The sequence below is a fragment of the Vibrio sp. TMPB1044 genome, from assembly GCF_030442075.1.
In the GTDB taxonomy this organism is placed as follows: Bacteria; Pseudomonadota; Gammaproteobacteria; order Enterobacterales; family Vibrionaceae; genus Vibrio; species Vibrio satsumensis.
The window spans coordinates 279,576-300,681 of sequence record NZ_JAUJED010000023.1; the positions used below are offsets into that span (position 1 = coordinate 279,576).

The 21,106-nt window shown below is 41.8% G+C and carries 20 protein-coding genes; 6 read left to right on the top strand and 14 right to left on the bottom strand.

Translation table 11 applies throughout. The features are described 5' to 3' along the window. Window positions 1–27: 27 nt before the first annotated feature. Together QQ041_RS17140 and QQ041_RS17145 are read right to left on the bottom strand one after the other, a co-directional pair. The gene (locus QQ041_RS17140) at window positions 28–2,415 is read right to left on the bottom strand and encodes a tetratricopeptide repeat protein (RefSeq protein WP_285954583.1); all 2,388 of its coding nucleotides are present in this window, start codon (window positions 2,413–2,415) and stop codon (window positions 28–30) included. 208 nt (window positions 2,416–2,623) lie between these two features. Continuing rightward, window positions 2,624–4,171 carry an arylsulfatase gene (locus QQ041_RS17145; RefSeq protein ID WP_146490206.1) on the bottom strand — a complete coding sequence of 516 codons (1,548 nt, stop codon included), beginning with the start codon at window positions 4,169–4,171 and terminating at the stop codon, window positions 2,624–2,626. Window positions 4,172–4,517: 346 nt separating this feature from the next. On the opposite strand from QQ041_RS17145, the gene QQ041_RS17150 reads away from it, so the two are divergent. Together QQ041_RS17150 and QQ041_RS17155 are read left to right on the top strand one after the other, a co-directional pair. Next, complete coding sequence (locus tag QQ041_RS17150) at window positions 4,518–6,080, top strand: arylsulfatase (protein WP_146490187.1); 1,563 nt, start codon at window positions 4,518–4,520, stop codon at window positions 6,078–6,080. A 301-nt stretch (window positions 6,081–6,381) separates the two neighbouring features. Continuing rightward, entirely contained in the window at window positions 6,382–7,035 is a 654-nt protein-coding gene (locus QQ041_RS17155; protein ID WP_285954584.1) for a DUF2057 family protein, read from the top strand. Between the two features lie 88 nt (window positions 7,036–7,123). Here the strand turns inward: QQ041_RS17155 and QQ041_RS17160 are convergent, their stop codons facing one another. The 4 genes from QQ041_RS17160 to QQ041_RS17175 all read right to left on the bottom strand — a co-directional run bounded on the left by QQ041_RS17160 (window position 7,124) and on the right by QQ041_RS17175 (window position 10,112). Further along, on the bottom strand, window positions 7,124–7,282 hold the full coding sequence (locus QQ041_RS17160) for a hypothetical protein (protein ID WP_017070406.1): 159 nt from the start codon (window positions 7,280–7,282) through the stop codon (window positions 7,124–7,126). Between the two features lie 184 nt (window positions 7,283–7,466). After that, complete coding sequence (locus QQ041_RS17165; protein WP_285954585.1) at window positions 7,467–8,183, bottom strand: Crp/Fnr family transcriptional regulator; 717 nt, start codon at window positions 8,181–8,183, stop codon at window positions 7,467–7,469. A 285-nt stretch (window positions 8,184–8,468) separates the two neighbouring features. Then, complete coding sequence (locus tag QQ041_RS17170; RefSeq protein ID WP_285954670.1) at window positions 8,469–8,960, bottom strand: GNAT family N-acetyltransferase; 492 nt, start codon at window positions 8,958–8,960, stop codon at window positions 8,469–8,471. 168 nt (window positions 8,961–9,128) lie between these two features. Beyond that, complete coding sequence (locus tag QQ041_RS17175; protein WP_285954586.1) at window positions 9,129–10,112, bottom strand: DUF2860 family protein; 984 nt, start codon at window positions 10,110–10,112, stop codon at window positions 9,129–9,131. 204 nt (window positions 10,113–10,316) lie between these two features. Here QQ041_RS17175 and QQ041_RS17180 point away from each other — a divergent pair, with 204 nt between their 5' ends. Then, window positions 10,317–10,814, top strand: coding sequence for a fasciclin domain-containing protein (locus tag QQ041_RS17180; protein WP_146490182.1), 498 nt, complete (start codon window positions 10,317–10,319; stop codon window positions 10,812–10,814). Between the two features lie 126 nt (window positions 10,815–10,940). Here the strand turns inward: QQ041_RS17180 and QQ041_RS17185 are convergent, their stop codons facing one another. The 6 genes from QQ041_RS17185 to QQ041_RS17210 all read right to left on the bottom strand — a co-directional run bounded on the left by QQ041_RS17185 (window position 10,941) and on the right by QQ041_RS17210 (window position 14,697). Continuing rightward, window positions 10,941–11,237 (bottom strand): hypothetical protein, encoded by a 297-nt coding sequence (locus QQ041_RS17185; protein ID WP_017064710.1) that lies wholly within the window; start codon window positions 11,235–11,237, stop codon window positions 10,941–10,943. Window positions 11,238–11,344: 107 nt separating this feature from the next. Further along, entirely contained in the window at window positions 11,345–11,824 is a 480-nt protein-coding gene (locus tag QQ041_RS17190; protein ID WP_285954587.1) for a GNAT family N-acetyltransferase, read from the bottom strand. Between the two features lie 104 nt (window positions 11,825–11,928). Beyond that, window positions 11,929–12,243, bottom strand: coding sequence for a cupin domain-containing protein (locus tag QQ041_RS17195; protein ID WP_285954588.1), 315 nt, complete (start codon window positions 12,241–12,243; stop codon window positions 11,929–11,931). 61 nt (window positions 12,244–12,304) lie between these two features. After that, the gene (locus QQ041_RS17200) at window positions 12,305–12,808 is read right to left on the bottom strand and encodes a YgjV family protein (RefSeq protein WP_285954589.1); all 504 of its coding nucleotides are present in this window, start codon (window positions 12,806–12,808) and stop codon (window positions 12,305–12,307) included. Window positions 12,809–12,949: 141 nt separating this feature from the next. Further along, window positions 12,950–13,750, bottom strand: coding sequence for a PhzF family phenazine biosynthesis protein (locus tag QQ041_RS17205; RefSeq protein ID WP_146490178.1), 801 nt, complete (start codon window positions 13,748–13,750; stop codon window positions 12,950–12,952). A 296-nt stretch (window positions 13,751–14,046) separates the two neighbouring features. After that, window positions 14,047–14,697, bottom strand: coding sequence for a LysE family translocator (locus tag QQ041_RS17210; RefSeq protein ID WP_061017223.1), 651 nt, complete (start codon window positions 14,695–14,697; stop codon window positions 14,047–14,049). 372 nt (window positions 14,698–15,069) lie between these two features. On the opposite strand from QQ041_RS17210, the gene QQ041_RS17215 reads away from it, so the two are divergent. Beyond that, the gene (locus QQ041_RS17215) at window positions 15,070–16,101 is read left to right on the top strand and encodes a PotD/PotF family extracellular solute-binding protein (protein ID WP_239718958.1); all 1,032 of its coding nucleotides are present in this window, start codon (window positions 15,070–15,072) and stop codon (window positions 16,099–16,101) included. Window positions 16,102–16,104: 3 nt separating this feature from the next. Then, window positions 16,105–18,534: a bifunctional diguanylate cyclase/phosphodiesterase gene (locus QQ041_RS17220; protein WP_285954590.1), complete on the top strand. Its 2,430-nt coding sequence runs from the start codon at window positions 16,105–16,107 to the stop codon at window positions 18,532–18,534. A gap of 221 nt (window positions 18,535–18,755) precedes the next feature. Here the strand turns inward: QQ041_RS17220 and QQ041_RS17225 are convergent, their stop codons facing one another. Both QQ041_RS17225 and QQ041_RS17230 read right to left on the bottom strand, forming a co-directional pair. Beyond that, window positions 18,756–19,781 (bottom strand): diguanylate cyclase, encoded by a 1,026-nt coding sequence (locus tag QQ041_RS17225; protein ID WP_239718956.1) that lies wholly within the window; start codon window positions 19,779–19,781, stop codon window positions 18,756–18,758. A 9-nt stretch (window positions 19,782–19,790) separates the two neighbouring features. Next, a complete protein-coding gene (locus QQ041_RS17230) occupies window positions 19,791–20,246 on the bottom strand; it encodes a hypothetical protein (RefSeq protein ID WP_239718955.1) in 456 nt (151 codons plus the stop codon). A 433-nt stretch (window positions 20,247–20,679) separates the two neighbouring features. On the opposite strand from QQ041_RS17230, the gene QQ041_RS17235 reads away from it, so the two are divergent. Then, complete coding sequence (locus QQ041_RS17235; protein ID WP_285954591.1) at window positions 20,680–21,066, top strand: cytochrome c; 387 nt, start codon at window positions 20,680–20,682, stop codon at window positions 21,064–21,066. Window positions 21,067–21,106 lie beyond the last annotated feature (40 nt).

Genomic DNA, 21,106 nt, shown 5'->3' on the forward strand with positions numbered 1-21,106 from the left:
TCTGGTGCTTTATTTCAGCCCAGCTTTCTACTTGCTAATCGCTTTCAATTGGTTAATCGCCTCCGGTGGCGCCACTTTGCTCAATGATGAAATACATTGCTCAAACGCATTTGGTACGCCCGGTATATGGCTGTTTCGCGCCAACACTTCACACTGGGCATACAGGTGCTGTGGGTTGCGGCTAAATTGGTAAGCCTTGTGCAGTGATTGACTTGCCTCAAGCACATCCGATTTCTCCAAAGCCAAGCCGTACACATACCAATATTGTGGGTCGGTTTGTGCGGTTTCTGCCGCTTGTTTTAGATAGTTGGTTGCCTGTTTGTAATCTTTCACTCGCAGCATTGATAACCCTGCGCTGTATGGCAACACACTCGATTTTGGTTGCGCTTGAATACCTTTTTTCAGTGTCGCTAATGCTTTTGGCTCGTCACCAAGTGCACGATATAAATCAGCCAAGTTGGCGTAGCTGTTTTCAAAGTAGGGCTCAATCTCGATAGCACCTTGATAAAACTCAATCGCTTTTTGGTACTGGCCTAAGTCTCGGTAAACGTTACCTAAGTTGGTGCGGCCAAACCCTCTGTCTGCATTAAATTGTTGTATCTCAATGTACTCTTCCAATGCAGGCTTGATTTGGTCTTTCTGCAGCGGATTCATTTCTCCCCAGTAACGTACTAGCGCGCCTGCGGTTTCTGAACGAATCGACAATACAGGGTCCTTCAATAGTGGCTCTAGGATCTGCCAGCGATCAGTGAATGGGAAGCCAGACGAGCCTTGCACAACACCCAAGCGGATCATTTCATCATCGTGTTTCACCGCTCTCGCCAATGAGATCAGCGTGTTCTTGCCCGTATTACCCCCCAAACGTTCTAAGCTCGAAGCGCGAATGATATTGCTTAAGCTTGAATCCTGAGCCGAATATGCCAACGCATCCTCTGCACCTCTGTGCCCTATTGAATCCGCATAAAAGGCAACGGCAAAGTGTTGTTGGTTACGATACTTAGAATCTGGGAACCATTTACCGATTTGTTGATCGGCCCATTGATCAGTTTGGTCTTCATGACAGCTAGTACACACGTTCGGTGTTTGAATATGTTGGCTAATATCAGGACGTGGGATATGCCAGCTATGGTCACGCCTTGGATCGACTTCCATGTACGTCGTTTCTGGCATGTGGCAAGTGGTACATTGTGAAGCTTCAGTATTTGCTTCATGAAATGTGTGTTTTTCAGGTGTGTATTCAGAGGCAATGTGACACTGGCTACACACGGCTTCTTCGGCAATTTTCAGTTCTGCAGTATGGGGATCGTGACAGTTAGTACAAGTGACGCCTTTCTCTGCCATCACTGATTGTAAGAAAGATCCGTAAACGTAATCTTCATCGTAGATTTGACCATCGTTGTGGTAAAGCTCAGGGGTAATCAGGCTCAAGCGGTATTTATCAAAGAATGATCCATTAACGTGATCACCCGTTTCATTCAACTGAGTGCGTCGGCTGTGGCACTGAGCACAGGTTTGAACTTGGTTGGTATGAATGATGTCTTTTGGTTGCAGGGTTGAATTACCCTCTTGATAGATCCACTCTTTCACCGACTTCGACAAGTCACGGTCAAAACCGTAATGCGCCGAGACATGGGCATCTTTTCCACCTTTAGCTTCAACTAGCTGAGCTTGCTCAACGTGCTCACTCGCAGGGCCATGACACGCTTCACAACCGACATTAATCTCGGACCATGTGGTGTTGTAGGTATTACTTGCGCTGTCGTAGTTCTTTTCTAGGTTCGTTGAGTGGCAGTCTGCACACATGAAGTTCCAGTTCTGACCACTGTTGGTCCAGTAGAATTCATCAGTGTTGGTGGTATCTGGATAGAGGTGAAACCAACGCTGGCCGCCTTCTCCCTCACCACGAGAATCCCAAGCAAAAGGAATCAACTGAACACGCCCGTCTTCAAACTCAACCATGTATTGTTGAAGAGGTTCAAAGGCAAAGGTATAGCTGATTTTGTAATCTTTGAATTGGCCGTCTGGCCCTTCGATGTTGACCCAAAACTCATCACCCTTTCGAAAAAAACGGTTGGGCTTTCCTTTATGAGTCACAGTTTGATCGTTGAAATCACCCAAAACGGACTCATCAGTCGCGTGTTTCATCGCCATATCATGATGAGAGCCTTGCCACGCTTCCACTTCTTCGCTGTGACAGTCAACACATGCTTCAGAACCGACATACGTAGCCTTGGAAGAGTCAGCATCTGAAATTTCTGAACCACTAAGCGAAGCTTCAGTCGTCGTCGGAGCTTGTTCATTTGCATACACATTGACACTCAGCATCGATAACATAGGTAAAGACAACATTGCGGATAATACTGCAACTCGCTGGTGTTTCAATCCGTTCACTAGCGAGCACAACCATGCAGACATAACATTCCTTGTTTTTATACATCCTTATGCTTAATAAGGTAGACGTAAAAACAATGAATTTACAATTATTTAGTGGCAGTGAGCTTGATTGTTGTGACTCATATTCACGACCTGGATTGACTCATCGATATGCGCATAAAAAAAGAGCTCCGAAGAGCTCTTTCATGTTAGCAATTTCATCAAACTATCAGTTTCAATAAACCAAAGCTTACTTGTTATGGTTCTCTTGGAGTTTTTCCATAACCTGATCCAAGCTAAAGCTTGCTGCTTTTTGGCGTGGTGGGTATTCGGCAAACGTTTCTAAGAACTCGCCTACATACGCTTGCGCAGGGACAAACATATAAGCATGGTCTAACAACCAGTCATAATAGGTATTCGAAGTAATATCTGCGTTTTCGTATGGGTCCATACGCAGGTTAAACAGCTTAGGAAGACGTAACGTCACGAACGGTTCTGACCAAATCTGCATGGTACCCGTTGCACGTTGCTCCATGAACACCGCTTTCCATTGGTTGTAACGAAGCGCCGCTAAATCGCCATCATCGGTAAAGTAAAATATCTCTGAACGACGGCCTTTTTCTTCTTCACCCGTTAGGTAAGGAAGGAAGTTATAACCATCTAAGTGAACCTTAAACGTTTTATCACCAGCAGTATGACCTTTAAGTAGTTTCTCTTTGATTTGGTCATCACCAGCAGCGGCAACGAAGGTTGGCATCCAGTCCATGTGGTGCATGATTTCATTGGATACTGTTCCTGGTTCAATCTTACCAGGCCAACGGACCATTGCTGGTACACGGTATGCGCCTTCCCAGTTAGTGTTTTTCTCACCACGGAACGGGGTTGTCCCCGCATCAGGCCAAGAGTTCATGTGTGGGCCATTATCCGTTGAGTAAAAAACAATCGTGTTGTCTTTGATTCCCAACTCATCCACTTGCTTCAATAGTTGCCCAACGTGTCGATCGTGCTCAACCATACCATCAGCGTAGTTACCGACACCAGTCACACCTTTACTGTCCGCTTTCACGTGCGTTCTGAAGTGCATACGTGTTGCGTTCCACCAAACGAAGAATGGCTTATCAGCTTTCACAGCGCGATCCATGAAATCGAGTGCGGCATCGAGTGTTTCTTCATCAACGGTTTCCATACGCTTACGTGTTAATGGGCCCGTATCTTCAATCTTGCCGTCAGCAAATGATTTGATAACACCACGCGGGCCGAATTTCTTACGAAACTCTGGGTCGGTTGGGTAATCTTCATTTTCAGGCTCTTCTTCAGCATTTAGGTGATAAAGGTTGCCAAAAAATTCGTCAAACCCGTGTGCTGTTGGAAGAAATTCATCTTTATCGCCAAGGTGGTTTTTACCAAATTGACCAGTCATGTAACCCATAGGTTTAAGCAGTTCAGCAATGGTTGCATCTTCTGCTTGAAGACCAATATCTGCACCTGGCAAGCCTACTTTACTTAAGCCTGTTCTCAGTACACTTTGACCTGTAATGAACGTAGAGCGACCTGCGGTACAAGATTGCTCTGCGTAGTAATCGGTAAACATCATGCCTTCTTTGGCGATGCTATCAATGTTCGGAGTTTGATACCCCATTAAGCCAAAGGTGTACGCACTGACATTAGATTGACCAATGTCGTCACCCCAAATGACGAGAATATTCGGTTTTTCTGCCGCGAATGTGGTGGTGGAAGCCGCCATCATCGCAGTACCCAAAATCGCTAATCGACGTTTGACGCCATATTTCGCTGTCATAGAAACCTCTTCGTTAGTTATTTGCATCCTGCCCTACAACGTATAGTCCATTTTTTGAACGATCGCGAGATTCACTAAACTATTAATCTATTTGTCATTTTTCTTCACAGCGACGCGCACAACTAGACGATGGAACTTACGTATACAAACATGATAAGGATCACACATGACGTTAGAGGGCAAAATGAGTAAACAGCACCAAAACCCTAAAAATCAAAAGGTTACAATAACCCCATAACAATTAGTTATAACCACTATAAAAAGACACGACCGATTTTAGAGATTAATGTTTGCCCAACGATGTGTTGCTCTAACGCATTAATCTTTAAAGTGAATCGGAGTCCTTATGGGTACTAAAATTAATAAACTAGCATTAGGTGTTGGCTTATTAGCAGCTTCTTCAGCGGCAACAGCAGCAGAAAAACCAAACATTCTTGCTATCTGGGGTGATGACATTGGTGTATTCAACATCAGTGCATACAACAACGGTATGATGGGTTATGAAACACCTAACATCGACCGTATTGCTAACGAAGGCGCACTATTTACTGACCACTACGGTCAGCAATCGTGTACTGCTGGTCGTGCTGCATTCCTAACGGGTCAAGAACCTTTCCGTACAGGTCTACTAACTATCGGTATGCCAGGCTCTGATCACGGTATCCCAGATTGGGCTCCAACTATCGCTGACCTTCTTAAAGAACAAGGCTACATGACTGCTCAGTTCGGTAAGAACCACATGGGTGACCAAGATAAACACCTTCCAACGAACCACGGTTTTGACCAGTTCTTCGGTAACCTATACCACCTGAATGCAGAAGAAGAGCCAGAGACATACTACTACCCTAAAGACCCTGAGTTCCGTAAGAACTTCGGACCTCGTGGTGTAATCAAGTCTACTGCTGACGGTAAGATTGAAGATACAGGTCCTATGACGCGTAAGCGTATGGAGCACGCGGATGAAGAGTTCCTAGAAGAATCTCTAGCCTTTATGGAAAAAGCAGTGAAAGCTGACAAACCATTCTTCATCTGGCACAACACAACACGTATGCACGTGTGGACTCGTCTACAAGAAAAATACCAAGGCGCATCAGGTATCAGCATTTACGCTGACGGCATGTTAGAGCACGATGACCAAGTAGGTATCCTTCTAGACAAGCTTGATGAGCTTAAAATCGCAGACAACACAATCGTAATCTACTCTACCGATAACGGTGCAGAGACAGTATCTTGGCCTGATGGTGGTGCTACTTACTTCCACGGTGAGAAAGGTACAACTTACGAAGGTGGTATGCGTGTTCCTCAGCTAGTTCGCTGGCCTGGCACTATCAAACCGGGAACTAAGATCAACGACATCATGGGTCACCAAGACTGGATTCCAACGCTACTAGCAGCTGCTGGTGATGATAAAGTGGTTGAGAAGCTAGCGTCTGACAAAGGTGCAACTTACAACGGTAAAAACTGGCGTGTACACCTAGATGGTTACAACTTCCTACCTTACTTCCAAGGTAAAGAAGAGAAAGGCCCTCGTGACAGCATGCTTTACTTCTCTGCTAACGCTGAACTAAATGCTGTACGTTGGAACGACTTCAAGATTTCATTCGCTGTTATGGATGGTAACATCGTTGATGCTGTGCGTTTCCAACCAAACTGGCCTCAAGTAGTTCACCTACGTGCTGACCCATTCGAAAAAGCACCACACGAATCTGGCATGTACCTACGTTGGATGGCAGACAACATGTGGCTATTCGTACCTGTAGGCGGCAAAGTGCAAGAGTTCATGAACACGCTACCTGACTACCCTATGCAGCAAAGCCAAGTGTTGAACCCTGGTAACTTCAACCAGAATGCTTACATGCTTCAAGGTAAACTTAAGCAACTAGAAGCGGCAGCAGCACAAGCTAAGTAATAACTAGCTAACGCTCCCCCTCCAAGTAAAGCCAAACAAAGCCGTGATAGCTCAAACGTTATCTCGGCTTTTTAGTATCCAATACAAAGAACATATAGGCGCTAACCGTCAACTAATACAATTCATACCAAAGCTATCCGCTCATTTTTCAAAAATATGAACTCACACTAGTCAATATGAACCTTGATATATGACTGTTGCGTTAAGATTTCGCAAATTTTTTCAAATCCTTATGACACGACTTGAATTGGAGTTCTTACCGTGCGATTGTAATCTAACTAACCATAACAACTGTATGATTATGAAGACAATCCAAAGCATTGCCCTACTTTCAACTATCGTTGCTGCACCAGCAGTATTAGCTGACGTTGAAATCAAAGTTCCATCAAGTGTTGATATTCTGGCAGTAAATGAAGCCAAGCCTGACCTAGATGGCAGCTTATTTTCATCTCATAAAACCCTCACCGTTCCAGACGGCCAAAACCAAATCGTATTCCAATATCAACTTGCTTTTGATAAAGGTAACGACCGCGAGTTTGTTGATAGCGATGCTATTATTGCAACCTTTAGCACGACAAACGCCGTATTAACGTTTGATATGCCTAAATACCGTAATACCGCTGAAGCGAAGAAAGGCTTTGAGAACCTAGATTGGAAATTAGTTGATGAGAACCAAAATACAATCAGTGTTAAGCAAGACAAGCTATTGAAAGATGGTATGCAGATTGGTCGTAAATTTCCTCAAGAAGCAAAGGAATACAACCAGAAAGGTGGTGTCGCTGCACTAACACTAGGAGCTAGTACAGGCACAGCTGCGACTGTAGTACAACCAGTCACTCTACCAGCAAAGATTGATGCGAATGCGGCGAATACTGCTGAAGAAATGCTGTATTTCTGGTACGAAAAAGCCGATGCTGAAACCAAGCAGAAATTCAAAGATTACGTGAACAAGTAGCTCAATGGTCTGAATTTAAAAATGAAAAAAGCTGGCACACTGCCAGCTTCTTTTTTGTCTTCATCTAGATGATTTAGGCTTATATTGATTAAGCCGACTCAGTCGATAACACTTTTCCATCTACTTTTGTTGGCCATCCTAGCGCTTTGTATTCTGCTGCCAGTAAGTGCGCACAGCGGCTAGAAACTCTTGTTTTAATCCAATCACCAAGCCCCAATACTTTATATTCCAATACAGCCATTTTCATAACAATTCTATTCCGCTTTATTTCAATTTATAAATCTAGCGAGGAAGTTATAGATATGGAAAAACAATGTATGTTCCCAAAAGAACACAGAAGCTAATTTTGTTGTGAAATACCCATTAAGTGTTGGTAAATTTAACAATAATGAGAGAAAAGTTCGACTCAGTTCGCTCTTGTTATACACATGTTAGGACTTAATCTCAGTGACAGGATTTCGTATCATCAAATTCATCGGTGAAATATGCTCATACAACCCCTCAACATCGGTTATAAAAACCTTCCCTCTTTGGATCTTCACTAAGCCCTGTTGCTCAATACCTTTAAGCACCTCATTCAATCTCGGTCTCGAGATCCCTGTAATGGTACTCAATTGAGTTTGTGAGATATTTATACTCACGGTCACACCTGCAATATTGGTTTGGCGTGCCGCAAGTTCCAACAAGACGTAAATGGTTTTCTGCTCTTTTTCATGAATCGAGGATAAGTAAGCCTGCATCCAAATAGATTGCGCTTTGGTTCCACAGTGAAGTAGCCATTTGTAAACCATGCACTTCCGCTCTGCGAGCTCTAATACCTTACTTTCAGGAAAAAGTACCATAGTGATAGGCTCGACTTCTTCTGCCACTGCAAAGAGGTTGTAGTCAGCATGTATAGACAAAGCACCCATCCAATCTCCCCTTCCAATAACACCACCAGATAAGCTTTTCATGTTTTCAGTTGAAAAGCAGATACCTGCTGAGCCCTTAAGAATATAGAAAACGCCCGGTAGGTTTTGAAATTTTTTCGTAATTTCTAGGCTATGTATGCCCGTCTTTAAAACAGCGATTTCGAGTAGGCTGTCTATAAAGTCTTGTGGTAAATCACATGGCCATTGTATTTGTTCACTGATTGTTGGTTCTAACAATAACTAGTTCCTCCTCCGATAGTCTTCATACAGCATTGACACGGTATTTCTCCGCGTTACTTAAATGTAGCTCATTACCAATACAACACTGTATTTCCCTCTAAAGAAAATCATAGTTCTTAGTATCTTAATTCATTTATCTAGCTTAAAAACCAATAAAAATGACCTACACTTGTTGATCCTTTAGGTGCTTCTAGCTTTAATTGGATACAAAGCCCTTATGCATACGGGCTTTGAGTAATAGCTATCTTATTGACTAATGTCGAATGAAACAGATTCTGCTCACTAATATTGATAATCAGGCCTAATTCTAGACATAAGTAACATATCGATGTACTTACCCGCTTTGAATGTACTCAGCCTTTTGGTGCCTTCTAACTGAAAGCCTGCGCGTTCGTACAGAGCAATAGCGGCGTGGTTATCTGCATGAACCTCTAACTCAAGTCGAACGAGGTTAAGCCAATTATCGGATTGATTAATAGCTTCTTGCATTAACGCTTGACCAACCCCTTTGCCGTGCATATCCGGGTTAATCGTTATCGCAAGGCCAGCACAATGTTTGTCTCTCACCTTGGTGGTCATAAATAAAGTAATATGGCCTACTGCTTTGCCAGACACTTCAGCAACTAAAGTGAAATGGTCTGAATGACCAAACAACCGCTCTACCTGATCAGAGCTAAGGAAAGGCTTTTGTGAAGTATTTTCTGATACTGATGGGTGTCGATAGATATCAAACATATCTTGGCTATCTGTCGTTTCAAGATGTCTTATTTGTATTTCTAAAGCGCTTCCTTATATATTATTTCTATCCATCATCTAATTTTTTATATTACGGACAGCAACGAACATCTACAACCCTTAATAGATGTAAGCTCCTGAATATTTAAAAAATAGAAAACCTGAGCCTAAGAGCCTGTTTGATTAATTTTATACGTAGTGTGAATGTCAGAATTTATAGTCCACACCAACACTTGTGAATACTTGTTCTGAATTATAAAAATCGATATTTGAATCAATAGATCTTAAGCCAAGTAACGTGACAAACGACCAATCTTTATAGCCCATCAAGCCACCAAACTCGTACGCTAAAAAGGCACCATATTCATTATCTTCGCGCGCTTTACCATAAATAGGGTTGGCTTCATCGTACTGACGATCACTCGCATCGAGCGTAACAACGAAACCATGACGGCCGATTCGCTTAGCGTAGTTTAATTCTATGCCATAGCTATCGAAGCTGAGTACTCCCCCTTCTGCGTCTGAGTGGAAATACACCATTGAAGGAACAAATAGACCTGCTTGGTTTGGCAAGATAAAGCGGTACCCTGCTTTGGCGTATAAATAGGTTCTTTCTCTATCAAGCAGCACAGCTTCTTCCGGAGATAAGCCTTGGGTGCCCGATAACTCATCATCAACGTCAGATTCACCAATCGCGAAATCCGTTCGAAAGCCAGTACCGCCTATATTAGTCATTTGCAATCGCCCAACATTACCTTTTACATCGGTTTCGTTTCGATTGACGCCAACCGCATATGGGTCAGACCAAGCCTTACCTGAGATAAGGGTAGGAAGAACAGAAAAGTCTAATATGGTGCCTCCAGAAAGTTGGTATCTATAACCGATCTCAAACGCAATGGTACCTGTTGCAATATCCTCTCGCGTCGTACCCGCATACACTTGGTGAGTCAGCGATTCGCCAAAAGTATATTGAACAGTACCCAAAAAGCCGAGTAACCCTTGGTTTTCACTCTCCCCTTCCTGGGTGTTAGTTGCTTGATTCGAATCTTGTTCAGTACTCAAATTACTACTGTCAGAGTAGAAACCGGCCAATACACTGAAGTTACCGCTGAAACCTTCACTTGGAGCGAGACCACTGTATGCAGGCATTGAAGCCAATGCAGAAAAGACAACTGGTAAAACAAACCTCATATTCACATCCATTACTTGAATAATCATCAAGTAACTATAAGCATCAAAATAAAATTATAACAAGCATTTAACAATGTGAATTTACTCGCTTGGCGCAGTCGATATCGCTAACCATTCAATCAAAGACACAACAAATTGATCTATCACGATTGAGCTCTCGTAATACCTCTCGAAAATAACGGACACAACTTAAAGGAAGACAATATGTTTAATAAACTAATCAAAACCATGTCAGTGCTAGTTGCGACGCTTCTTTTTGCAGCTTTTGCTCACGCTGATCACCACGGAATGAAGAAAGATATCGTTGACGTGGCGGCTGAAAATGGCTCTTTCAATACCTTGGTAGCTGCAGCAAAGGCGGCAGGCTTAGTTGAAACATTGAAAGGTGATGGCCCGTTCACTGTGTTTGCGCCAACGGATGAAGCGTTCGCTGCACTACCTGAAGGAACGGTTGATATGCTGTTGAAGCCAGAAAACAAAGACAAGCTAATCGCAGTACTGACCTATCATGTGGTGCCAGGAAAAATAATGGCGTCTGAAGTGATGAAACTTGATAGTGCCGTAACAGTGCAAGGTGAAACGGTAATGGTAGGAATTGATCACGGCAATGTGATGATCAACAAAGCGCAGGTCGTGATGGCAGATGTTGAAGCGAGCAATGGTGTTATTCATGTTATTGACGCTGTATTACTGCCTAAATAACACAGACGAACACAAATCAAAGGTTCTTAGAGGTGTGACAGGTTCACACCCTTTTCATGTTTAAATACCAAGTTAAGATCGGTATCAAATTAGCCGAGCCTGCCTTTATATAAGTAAGAACCCGGATTACATAAACAAGCGCCCGAATATCAGAAAGGCCGCCATCGATACCACCTTTGTGAAAACCACCACCCATATGCAATCACCAATACTAGAGTGCGTCGCTTTCCCCAGTAGGAACACAAATAGAATCAACCCTAACACCCAGCCCACTGTCGGAATCAATGACACCAAAGCAACGATTACAGCAATAGTAAGAAGGGATTTAAAATCTGCGACCACGAATGACATTTTAGAGGCGATATACATACAACATGCGGTGATTAATGCGTCCATCACAAACGCTAAAGCTTCAATACCCACTTTTCTTCCTTCACTGATATTAGTTGAAGTGAATATTATCTCTAAAGTGATGATTTTTCTCGAAGAGGAGAACAAAAAAGCAGGCAAAAACTGTAACAAAAATGAGATTACCGTTCCTCTGAAGGCACTACCTTCTCCATCACGTAATTGGTGAGTTTTACGCCACGCATTTCGACTTGCTGCTCATTAACGACTGCAAAACCAAGGTGCTCATAGAAAGGCCTAGCGGTAATACTCACCTCTGAAAAGTATCGAGAGAGACCACGAGCCCGACCAACCTCAAATACATGCTCCATTAAAGCTCTAGCGACGCCTTTGCCTTGATATTCATGATGACAGAAAAAGTGGTCAATCAGGCCATTGGGTTGCAGGTCAGTATAGCCAACAACGCAACCATCTAGCTCAGCCACAAAGGGTTGTAACCCATTCATACGCTTTTGCCATAACGCAAAGTCAAAGCTACTAGGTGCCCAAGCTTCGACTTGCTGTTGAGAATAATCTCGAACATTCACATTACGTACAGTATGAAAGAAGATCTCCCACAGTGCTTTGTCATCACTCGTTTGATAATTTCGAATTCTAACCACGACATACTCCTTTTTGTCCTAAGCCCTTTCAAAGTGGCAAATAAACAGCTGAATCAACAGGCTCTATAATCCAAACTCAACAACCTCAGCTTTCGATCAAGAGATCAACGATAAAACACAGCCAACCAGATCGTCACCATGTCTTTATCCGTACCAATGACCTTGTGCTTTTCTCGTGCAGCGATGTTGATGTAATCCCCTTTTGATAAAGTAACAACGCGTCCATCTTCAAACTCAATCACACCTTTACCTTCAATCACCATCACCCATTCATTCTCATCTTGGTCATACCAACCCTCTTCTGGTGAGCTATGTCCATGCGACAATATCCTTTCGATTCGAACACTGTCGTTCGCAAGCAGGTCATTGAATATTTCATTGGGCATTGACGAAGGAACATCATTGTAAATGTTTGGCATCAAGCTCTCCTAGCTAGCATTGAATTGATTAACAACCTGGACTTGAACTGCATTGTAAAACCTAAGCAGCAGCACTCTTTCTGAAATAAAAACGGTAATAGCCCACCAAGTTACTGCAGATAAACAGCGCCTCCATAAGAACCGCTGTTGGCGAGCCAACTAAGTAATTGTGAACCAACCAAAAACTGGTTCCGATGATCATCAATTCTCTTAATCTGCGGTCATCTTTGTTAAAGGCAGCAAAGGTTTGAAACACGGAAGCAAAGCAGCTCAATATGCTAGTCAGCCCTGAGTAAGTCACAACCGTTGCGATCACCGACATGGAACAGAACAAATATTTAAACTTAGACGATGTAGAAAATACACTCGTTAAATAACGGATTGTTGCAATGATCATTAAACTCGCCGCTGTCCATTGCTCGAGCAAAATAAAATGACTAGAGATAAGCACGCCAGCAAAGAATAGACAGGTTACAATTTTCTTCCTTTCTTTAAACTGAAAAGACAGAAGATCGAAACAGATAGCAATCGCGACGAGTATTTGAGAAAGATAAAAGGCTGACATTGTGATTCCTTCAATAATAACATTACACCCTAGCCGTTTTGCTCAACCATAAATGGCCTAAGAAAACTCACTTGGTTAGTCAAAAAAATACGGCAACAATGCTTTATAGATTCAACTGAGCTCTAAAGATTCAACAAAGCTCTAAAGCTTCAACACACCACTAATCACAGTAATAGCCGAACCAATCAGCTTGATTCGCCCGTTAGCTAATAACTCTGTCGACATATAACCACCACGACGAGACGCCTGATAAGCACTGAAGCAGCTTTTGTTTAGCTTTTCAGCCCAGTGCTGCGTCAATGCACAATGTGCCGAGCCAGTCACAGGATCTTCATTAACCCCAACCCAGGGTGCAAAGTAGCGAGAAACAAAATCAAGCTCCGCATTTGATGATAGCGCTGTCACCACAACACCTCGTCCTTGAATGCCTTTTAAAGCATCAAAGTTCGGTGAAAGCTCCAATAGCACTTGTTCGTTGGAAACTTCAATTAACTGCTTAGACTCAAACTCTCTGAATGAAACGACTTGATGCGGCTCTAAGCCAAGATATTCAAGTAACGTGAGGTTGGGTTCGGAACACAATGATAACTGAGTACTTGGGAAATCAAGCTCAATAGACGATTCACAAACTGCGGCTGATAACTCCCCTGATAATGTGTTGAACACAACTCTATCACCTGGATTGATCAGCCCTTGTTCTTTCATTACATGAACAGTTGCCAGTGTACCATGCCCACATAACTTCACTTCTACTTCGGGAGTGAACCATTTAAGCGTCATGGTGCTAAGCGAAAGAAAAGCCGTTTCGGATACCGCCATCTCTTCAGCGATTGAAAACATTAGCGACTCATCCAATGGCTCTTTGGAGATGCAGACCCCAGCAGGGTTCCCTTTAAACGCTTGAGTTGTAAACGAATCTACTTGATATATCTCTAAACTCACAATACTGCCTAGCTCTGGTATTGATTAAATATTGCTGACTACAATAAGCACAAACACTCTGTGCTACAAGTGTTTAACAGCAACTTTACTATTGCTTATTCAATAAGTATGGATTGATAAACTAGGCGTTATCAAAAGAGTTTACGAGTTCAACAGAACGTTGAGTATATGGCTTAAACCACAGATAAGGGTTGGTAATCCCTAATTAGAGAACAAATAAGCGCACGTTCGCGGCACACCGACATCATATTGAGCTACGAACGTAAGCTTATGGAGTAATTACGATTCAATTAAATCTAATGGCGTACTAGAGCAGATTTCACAATAGTCAAGCCAAGTAGGCCTAGCATGACACCAGTCACTTTATCAATGTAGTAAGCGACACGCGTAAATTCTCGGCGGACTTTAGGTGCAGATAAAAGGAATATAATCGCGGCATCCCACACAAACACAACCACTGTCATCCAAATACCTAACCCCAATTTGAACATGAAACCCACCTCATTATTCAGTACAACCGTGAATAAGCTCAAGTAGAACAAAAGATTTTTAGGATTAAGAATTCCAGATAGAAAACCCGTGACGAATTCTTTAAGAAAAGTCGTTTGATTGGAGGTACTTTCTTCAGCAACATCAATATTGCTGTAATTACATTTTTTGGCTCTTATCGCTTGAACAGCAAGATAAACGAGAAATACTCCACCAATAATCTTCAATGCAATCATAACAGAAACGGATGCCGCCAAAATCGAGCCGACACCAACTAGGCATAAAGCAATATAAACAGCATTTGCACTGGCAATACCGCATGCAACACCTAACGCCTTTCTTCCCTTATTTCGAACAGCACTCTTCACCACAATCACAAAATCTGGCCCGGGACTTAACAACGCCAAAAAGTGGGCAATCGCCACGGTAACAAATACACCAACTAAACCTGCATCCATAAACTAACTTCCTTGTAGCTCAATTAATGCTTTACTATTGCATAATTAACGAAAAAGCACGCGGTCAATTGCATATTTATTTGCCCATTTTCAAATAATTAGACAGACTACGCGTTTTCATCAATCCAAATCAGAAGTCTATGGCCTCATGTAAGCGCTTTTTCAGCTTTTCGTTCACTAAAGCGTAATATCACCATGATTTAACTTAATTATCTTGTAACCAAAGCTAGTTTATCGTTCTAACTGGATCGCAAGAATTGGGTATCTGCATGCAATGCATAAAGTTGAAGTGAAATTAGAGAGATAAATTTGAACCATGTCGCAAATTTTGGTCTACGATTGAGTTAGGTAAAGTAGGAAAGGAATCCGCCAGTGAAATCACTTTATGCTTCAGTTCTTGTGTCATCATCCATTTTGACTGGCACGGCATTTGGCCAACAGAATGACATATATCTCTACAATTGGGACGAATTTCTCTCTGACAGCGTCGTGACCCAATTAAGTGACACATACGGCATTTCTTTGAAACAACAGTTTTTTTCTGACGAATCGATCAGAGATGAAGTGCTATTAAGCGAACGTCGGGGCGCATTTGAGCTGGTGATTATAGAAAGCGTAAAGCTCAAGGCACTAGCCCAACAGAATCTATTTCATAACCTTCATGAACTACAACAATCCATTGCTGGCAACATCGATTCAAGGTGGGTTGAAGGATGTGGAGAGCATGGTATCCCCTATGCTTGGGGGACAGCGGGAATCTTATATCGAAGTGACAAAGTAAGCACTCCCACCTCTTGGAAAGCTATTCTCGAACCAGACGCGAACAGCCGTGGTCGCATAAGTATGTATTACGAACCAACCGATTTGGTGAGTACCGCATTGTTAGCAAATGAATTTGAGCCATTCACTAATAACGAGCAAGAACTTCGCGTAGCTTACAAAACCCTGCAAGCTCAAAAGCCTCATATTGAAAGCAGTGAGTACGTCATTGACTATATCCACCAACCTGAACGTCTCGCTGAGATCAACCTCGCCTACGGCTACTCAGGCGATAGCTATGTACTGAACGATGCGGAACCTAATGCTTCTTGGGCTTATATTGTCCCTAACGAAGGTACTACGTTATGGTTGGAATGTATTGCTGCAATTAACAACGGTGAGCTATCTCCACAAGCGACCACGATTCTATTATTCTTATCTCAACCCGAGATCGCCGCTCAAAACGCGATGGACTCCTGGTTTGCAACTCCAAGCTCGAAAGCAAAAGTACTGACCACTCAAGAGTATCAAAACGATCCGGAGCTATTCCCTAGCAAAGAGGTATTAGAACGCAGCTATCTATATGAGCAACTCGAGCCCAATAGTATTCAAATCCGTAACCGTATTGTCGACAGTTTGAGATAATCAATGCCATTATTGAAGAAGCTCTATTTTGTACTCATTCCTACGTTATTGTTCGTATTTGCAATAGGCGGAGTGGTTACCTATAACTTAGCCTCTAACCACACTAAACACCTGTATTTAGACGAAGTACAATCCGATGTAAATACCGCCCTAGTTGCGGCTGAGTACGAACAACTCGGCTTGTCTTTACTAGTAAAAGATATTGGTTCATCCTTACAGTTCTTACGATATATTCAAAACCCCGGAGACTACACCACCTTATCCCTATTGGAAAAAAGAGTACTTCGAGTCTTAAACCAAAGTCACGTAAATCAATTTGGTCAACGTAATATCTATATTGTTGATCCTAAATTCCAATTAACGCTATCTACTTTACGAGTTGACCCTTTTGAAGGCCTAAAAATCCCCGATAATATCTACGAGAAAGTTTTCGATATCTATACATCTTTGATCAATAAGAATGAACTCTCCCACGAAGGCTTTTCTTATATCTCTGTGAGTGGTGAACTCAGATACGCTTATGTTGCTGCAATAGACCCTTATTTACTCCCCCAGGACAAACGCGCAAAAATGAGTTTGAATCGATATATATTGATTGCAGATGGCCCATTAAAACAACTCTCTAATTTACTCACCAAATATAACGATGATGACAATACGCAACTTCTAATTGAACCATCATCAAATACCGAGCATATTGACAACACGCAATTCGTTATTAAATCCTTTAAACAAACTAAAGACAGCATCAACGTTGAGATGAATAGTCGACATTTTCTCGCTCAAATTAATATTCGTGAAAAGAAATTCAATCCAGAAAAATCCCTCATCGCTCAGGAGACCTTACTTGGTGGCTTAACGATATTATTCATTATTATGCTCATCGTACACATGGTCGTACGCTACCAATTAGTCCGTCCACTCAAAGACTTGTTACACGAAATCTCCATTGGTGGACTCAAACTTAGATACTTTAAACGCTCATCCGGACAAAGTGAAATTGACGGACTCAAGAACGCCTATATTGATTCATTGACGGAATTGAAATTCGAAGCCGAATTTGATCAATTAACCAAGTTAGCCAATAGGCGCTCGTTCATTCGACATCTTGATGTTCGTTTAAAAAGCTCTATGAGCCCACACTGTTACCTAGTATGTTGGGACATTATCGACTTCCGTAAAATCAATGATTTATACGGTGCAAAGGTGGGCGACAATGTACTCGTTAGTCTAGCCAAAACACTAAGAGAAACGTTGCAAAACCAACAATCCTCTTTCGGCTTTAGTTGCAGTGACTATTCTTTAGCAAGGCTGGGAGGAAACCAGTTCATCGCCATCTTAGAAATAGGCGGGCATCAATCAATAAATGAAGAGATTGAGAACATTAACAACACCCTCACGGGTACGGCTTTCCTCGATTACTATGGTTTCAGGCTCTCGATTGCAACGGGTGTTCTCCCCGTAGATACCCCGAAATTTGAAGAGATATGGCACCGATGTATCGATGAGATGTTGATTAATGCTAAGGATCATAGTGACGGCGAGAGCCGAATTGTTTATGGCGAAGAGTTGCTTCACTCACTTGAAAGGCATGATGTTATCGAGAAAAGGCTATTGGAGTGCTGTGAGAGTGACAACTTTGAACTTCGTTTTATGCCTATCTTCAATGCTCAAACACTGCATATCGACGGCGCGGAATGTCTGATTCGTTGCCCTGCTCTTTTTGATATCAAAGCAGGGCCAGATGAGTTCATTCCAGTCGCGGAGAAGAGCAATTTAATCTCCAAACTCGACATGTGGGTCATCAGCACCGCAATCAAGAGCTATAAAGAGCTCTCAGAGATTCACAACTACAAAGGTACATTATCCATAAACATATCAGCGATGGAGCTCTATAATCGCAACTTTGCCGGCAACATTCGTAAGGTACTCGAGCGTTATAAAGTTCCGCCTGGCAACATCATCATTGAAATTACTGAAACCAGCTATGTAAAAAGCACCAAATTGACCGTACAGACAATCGAGAGCATTAGAAGCTTGGGTTTAAAAGTTTCCCTCGACGACTTCGGTACGGGTTACACAGCATTTAACCAACTTCTTCATTATCCTGTCGATGAGCTTAAAATTGACAAGAGCTTTATCGACAATATCGCCACCGACAAAGCTGACCGTAAGATGGTCGAATCCATGGTTAACTTGGGCCACTCTTGTGACACCTTAGTTGTTGGGGAAGGAGTCGAATCTATCGAGCAATATCATCACCTTCGAAAAGCCAACTGCGATCTAATACAGGGTTATTATTTCAGCCAACCATTAACTTACATTGAGTTTATCGAATTTGTTCGTGACCATAATCCACAAACAATTCTAGATCAGCAAGATATTTTAAAATCGGTCCCTAACAAAAGGATCATAGCGCTGAACCAAAAATAATTGTTAATCTATTTTTAACCTGAGCTACCACCAGAAATCAAGCGCAGTAATAAACATTAGGTGTATTGGGATTAACGTTTATTAAACAGACATAAGTTTCATCCGAAGCGAATAAAATACGTTCAGATAAGGATTGTTATGTAAGGCTGTACACCTAGTCAAAGGTAGAGACATCGATATTAATGAGGAGTAAGAAATTAGAACTAAGCTTTTAAACAATCTTATCCCTTGATGGTAGTCAATAACTCCATCATGTCTTTAGAGCTTATGTTTTTCTTATGCCTTACTACAGCGTCAATCATCAACTCTAAATTTCCCGCTGATATGTAATCACTAAGCACATCATTGAACCTTTCCTGAATTTCATCACTCGCATACAAATGGTCAGGAATAAAAAATAAGAATTGGCTTCCGCTACTGCGAAATGAAATAGTGCTTTCCGGTATCTTAGCGGTCAAAGACTTAGCTGCCGAACTCACGACAAGGTCGCCATATTCAAGTCCATATTTTTGATTGATTTCGCTAAGATTTCTGATTCGGACAAAATAGAGATCAAAGTTGTTATCCTTTGAGTAGCTATTCTTCACAAATTTCATCAATGAGATTCGATTACGAAACCCTGTAATAAAATCCGTAGAATAGAGTTTTCTTTTGATAGAGAAATCCACATAGAAAATAATTCCTGTAATCAACAAGATGGCAACTAGAAACACGCTACTGATTAGATGGACGATAACTAATTTATCAACCATTGAAGTATTTTCTTCAATCACAGGGCTTTGTAAGCGAAACTTGTCGTTAATAAAACCAACGAGTGTGTGGTAACAAATATCGACCTTTTTCTGTAAAGAACCCTTCGGTAGCACTCCTCGTTCAACCAATTTAATTGAAGCTTCCAAACTCTTAAATTTCTCAAACTCCGCAGTAAAATAAGGCTTAAAGTTTGCTGACTTAATAAAATTAGAAGACTCGGCACTGTTAATTAATATATCAAAACGGCTCCACGTAATATCGTATGCTAGCCATAACTCTTCATAATCAATGTTTTCAGAACGGCTCACCATCAAAAAGTTGGCATATTCCTTTACTAACTGGAAAACAAACCAGGTGGCTTCATTTTGTCGAGTCGAAAAGCTTTTGTTGATGTCGTTAATGCGAGTGACACTGTAAATATTAACGGTGAGTACCACCGCAGCCAAAGATAACACGACGACTTTAATGGCAGTCAATGACAACAGCTTTTTCATACTAAGCCCTTATAAGTGAATATCGCGTATCTGCCAGATCATCTTGGCATGGAAGTCTGTGTTATCAATATCAGGCGTCGAAGAAAGAGGATATATCAACCAATAAGGTCCTTTGTCTCTAACCGACATGAATTTTCCATTTTGTTTTATCGCAATGATTGGCTGATAATCATAAAAATCTTCTTTAGGCACCGCGATTTTATAGTCGTTTAACGCCACGAAAGTTACCTGAGATGTAATAGGTAAATCCATTGTTTCAAGCACTGTTTGCAGAGTTACACCGCTATAAACCAACTCTCCATCAACCCAAGGTAATGATGTAACAATCTCTTGTTGGGGAAGTTGTAACAGTTGTTCTCGGCTTAACTGGTGCTTTTGACCTAGATGGTCAAATACAGTGAGTTGCGATGCAGCGAAAATAGAAAATGAACACAATGAAAGTACAAACAACAGTGCAGTTCTCATTTTAAACTCCGTTTTAAAAAAGTCACTAACCTGAGTTTAGTCCATATTGGCCATTTGACTTGCTTAGACATTGCCTTATTTTTGATTCGTACAACTCAACCCTGACTAAATAACATTTCACCTTATAATCCAGCGCGAACACAACCTTTGCTCCTTCCCAGATAATCATTCGCTCACGTTTATCTAGTAGAAATCTCTGCTTTTTAAACACCTTGAGTAATCCAATCCAGCCACTGAATACGTAATGGCCAATAAAGTTGACAATAAAAATGAGTCTGCGAGTAGCGAGAATGCTGGTTGCTGCATAACCTTTAATCGAACGTAAGCAGCTTTAAGAGACTTAATAACGGGTTCCAGTCGTTTCTACTTCACCAGTTGATCTCGTGCGTTGATCTTAAAAAGCTTACTCATTTCATAATCAAGGGAATCGAGAATGAGTTTGAATATAAAAAAATTTAACCCCATGGCGACACTTTCTACCCTAGTAATGACGTTGGTCATGTTTCCTGTTTCTGCTGAAGTTAACAAAGAGCAATTCGAATTAGGTAAACAAAAAGCCAAAGTGTGTATGACCTGTCATGGCGTTGATGGCATTTCAACACAAGATCCCTACCCGAACCTACGCGGTCAAAAAGTGGGATATCTGATCTCTTCACTGAAAGATTATCAGACACGCGAAAGAACCAGTGGCTTAGCGATTCTCATGCAGCAACAAGCCGACACGCTTTCAGACCAAGATATCCGTGATATTTCCTATTTCTATTCAATGCTGGGTAATGATTCAAGCTCGCTCGGCGAATCAAATGAAGTCAACGAATAAAATTAAGTCAGCGGTTCAAAACCTCTAGGCAAGGAGCCTT

Coding starts and splice junctions, on each gene's coding strand:
- QQ041_RS17175 (WP_285954586.1), bottom strand. CDS start 10,112: ATGAGGTTTGTTTTACCAGTTGTCTTTTCTGCATTGGCTTCAATGCCT.
- QQ041_RS17140 (WP_285954583.1), bottom strand. CDS start 2,415: ATGTCTGCATGGTTGTGCTCGCTAGTGAACGGATTGAAACACCAGCGA.
- QQ041_RS17155 (WP_285954584.1), top strand. CDS start 6,382: ATGAAGACAATCCAAAGCATTGCCCTACTTTCAACTATCGTTGCTGCA.
- QQ041_RS17150 (WP_146490187.1), top strand. CDS start 4,518: ATGGGTACTAAAATTAATAAACTAGCATTAGGTGTTGGCTTATTAGCA.
- QQ041_RS17210 (WP_061017223.1), bottom strand. CDS start 14,697: ATGGATGCAGGTTTAGTTGGTGTATTTGTTACCGTGGCGATTGCCCAC.
- QQ041_RS17220 (WP_285954590.1), top strand. CDS start 16,105: ATGCCATTATTGAAGAAGCTCTATTTTGTACTCATTCCTACGTTATTG.
- QQ041_RS17200 (WP_285954589.1), bottom strand. CDS start 12,808: ATGTCAGCCTTTTATCTTTCTCAAATACTCGTCGCGATTGCTATCTGT.
- QQ041_RS17235 (WP_285954591.1), top strand. CDS start 20,680: ATGAGTTTGAATATAAAAAAATTTAACCCCATGGCGACACTTTCTACC.
- QQ041_RS17180 (WP_146490182.1), top strand. CDS start 10,317: ATGTTTAATAAACTAATCAAAACCATGTCAGTGCTAGTTGCGACGCTT.
- QQ041_RS17195 (WP_285954588.1), bottom strand. CDS start 12,243: ATGCCAAACATTTACAATGATGTTCCTTCGTCAATGCCCAATGAAATA.
- QQ041_RS17225 (WP_239718956.1), bottom strand. CDS start 19,781: ATGAAAAAGCTGTTGTCATTGACTGCCATTAAAGTCGTCGTGTTATCT.
- QQ041_RS17230 (WP_239718955.1), bottom strand. CDS start 20,246: ATGAGAACTGCACTGTTGTTTGTACTTTCATTGTGTTCATTTTCTATT.
- QQ041_RS17160 (WP_017070406.1), bottom strand. CDS start 7,282: ATGAAAATGGCTGTATTGGAATATAAAGTATTGGGGCTTGGTGATTGG.
- QQ041_RS17145 (WP_146490206.1), bottom strand. CDS start 4,171: ATGACAGCGAAATATGGCGTCAAACGTCGATTAGCGATTTTGGGTACT.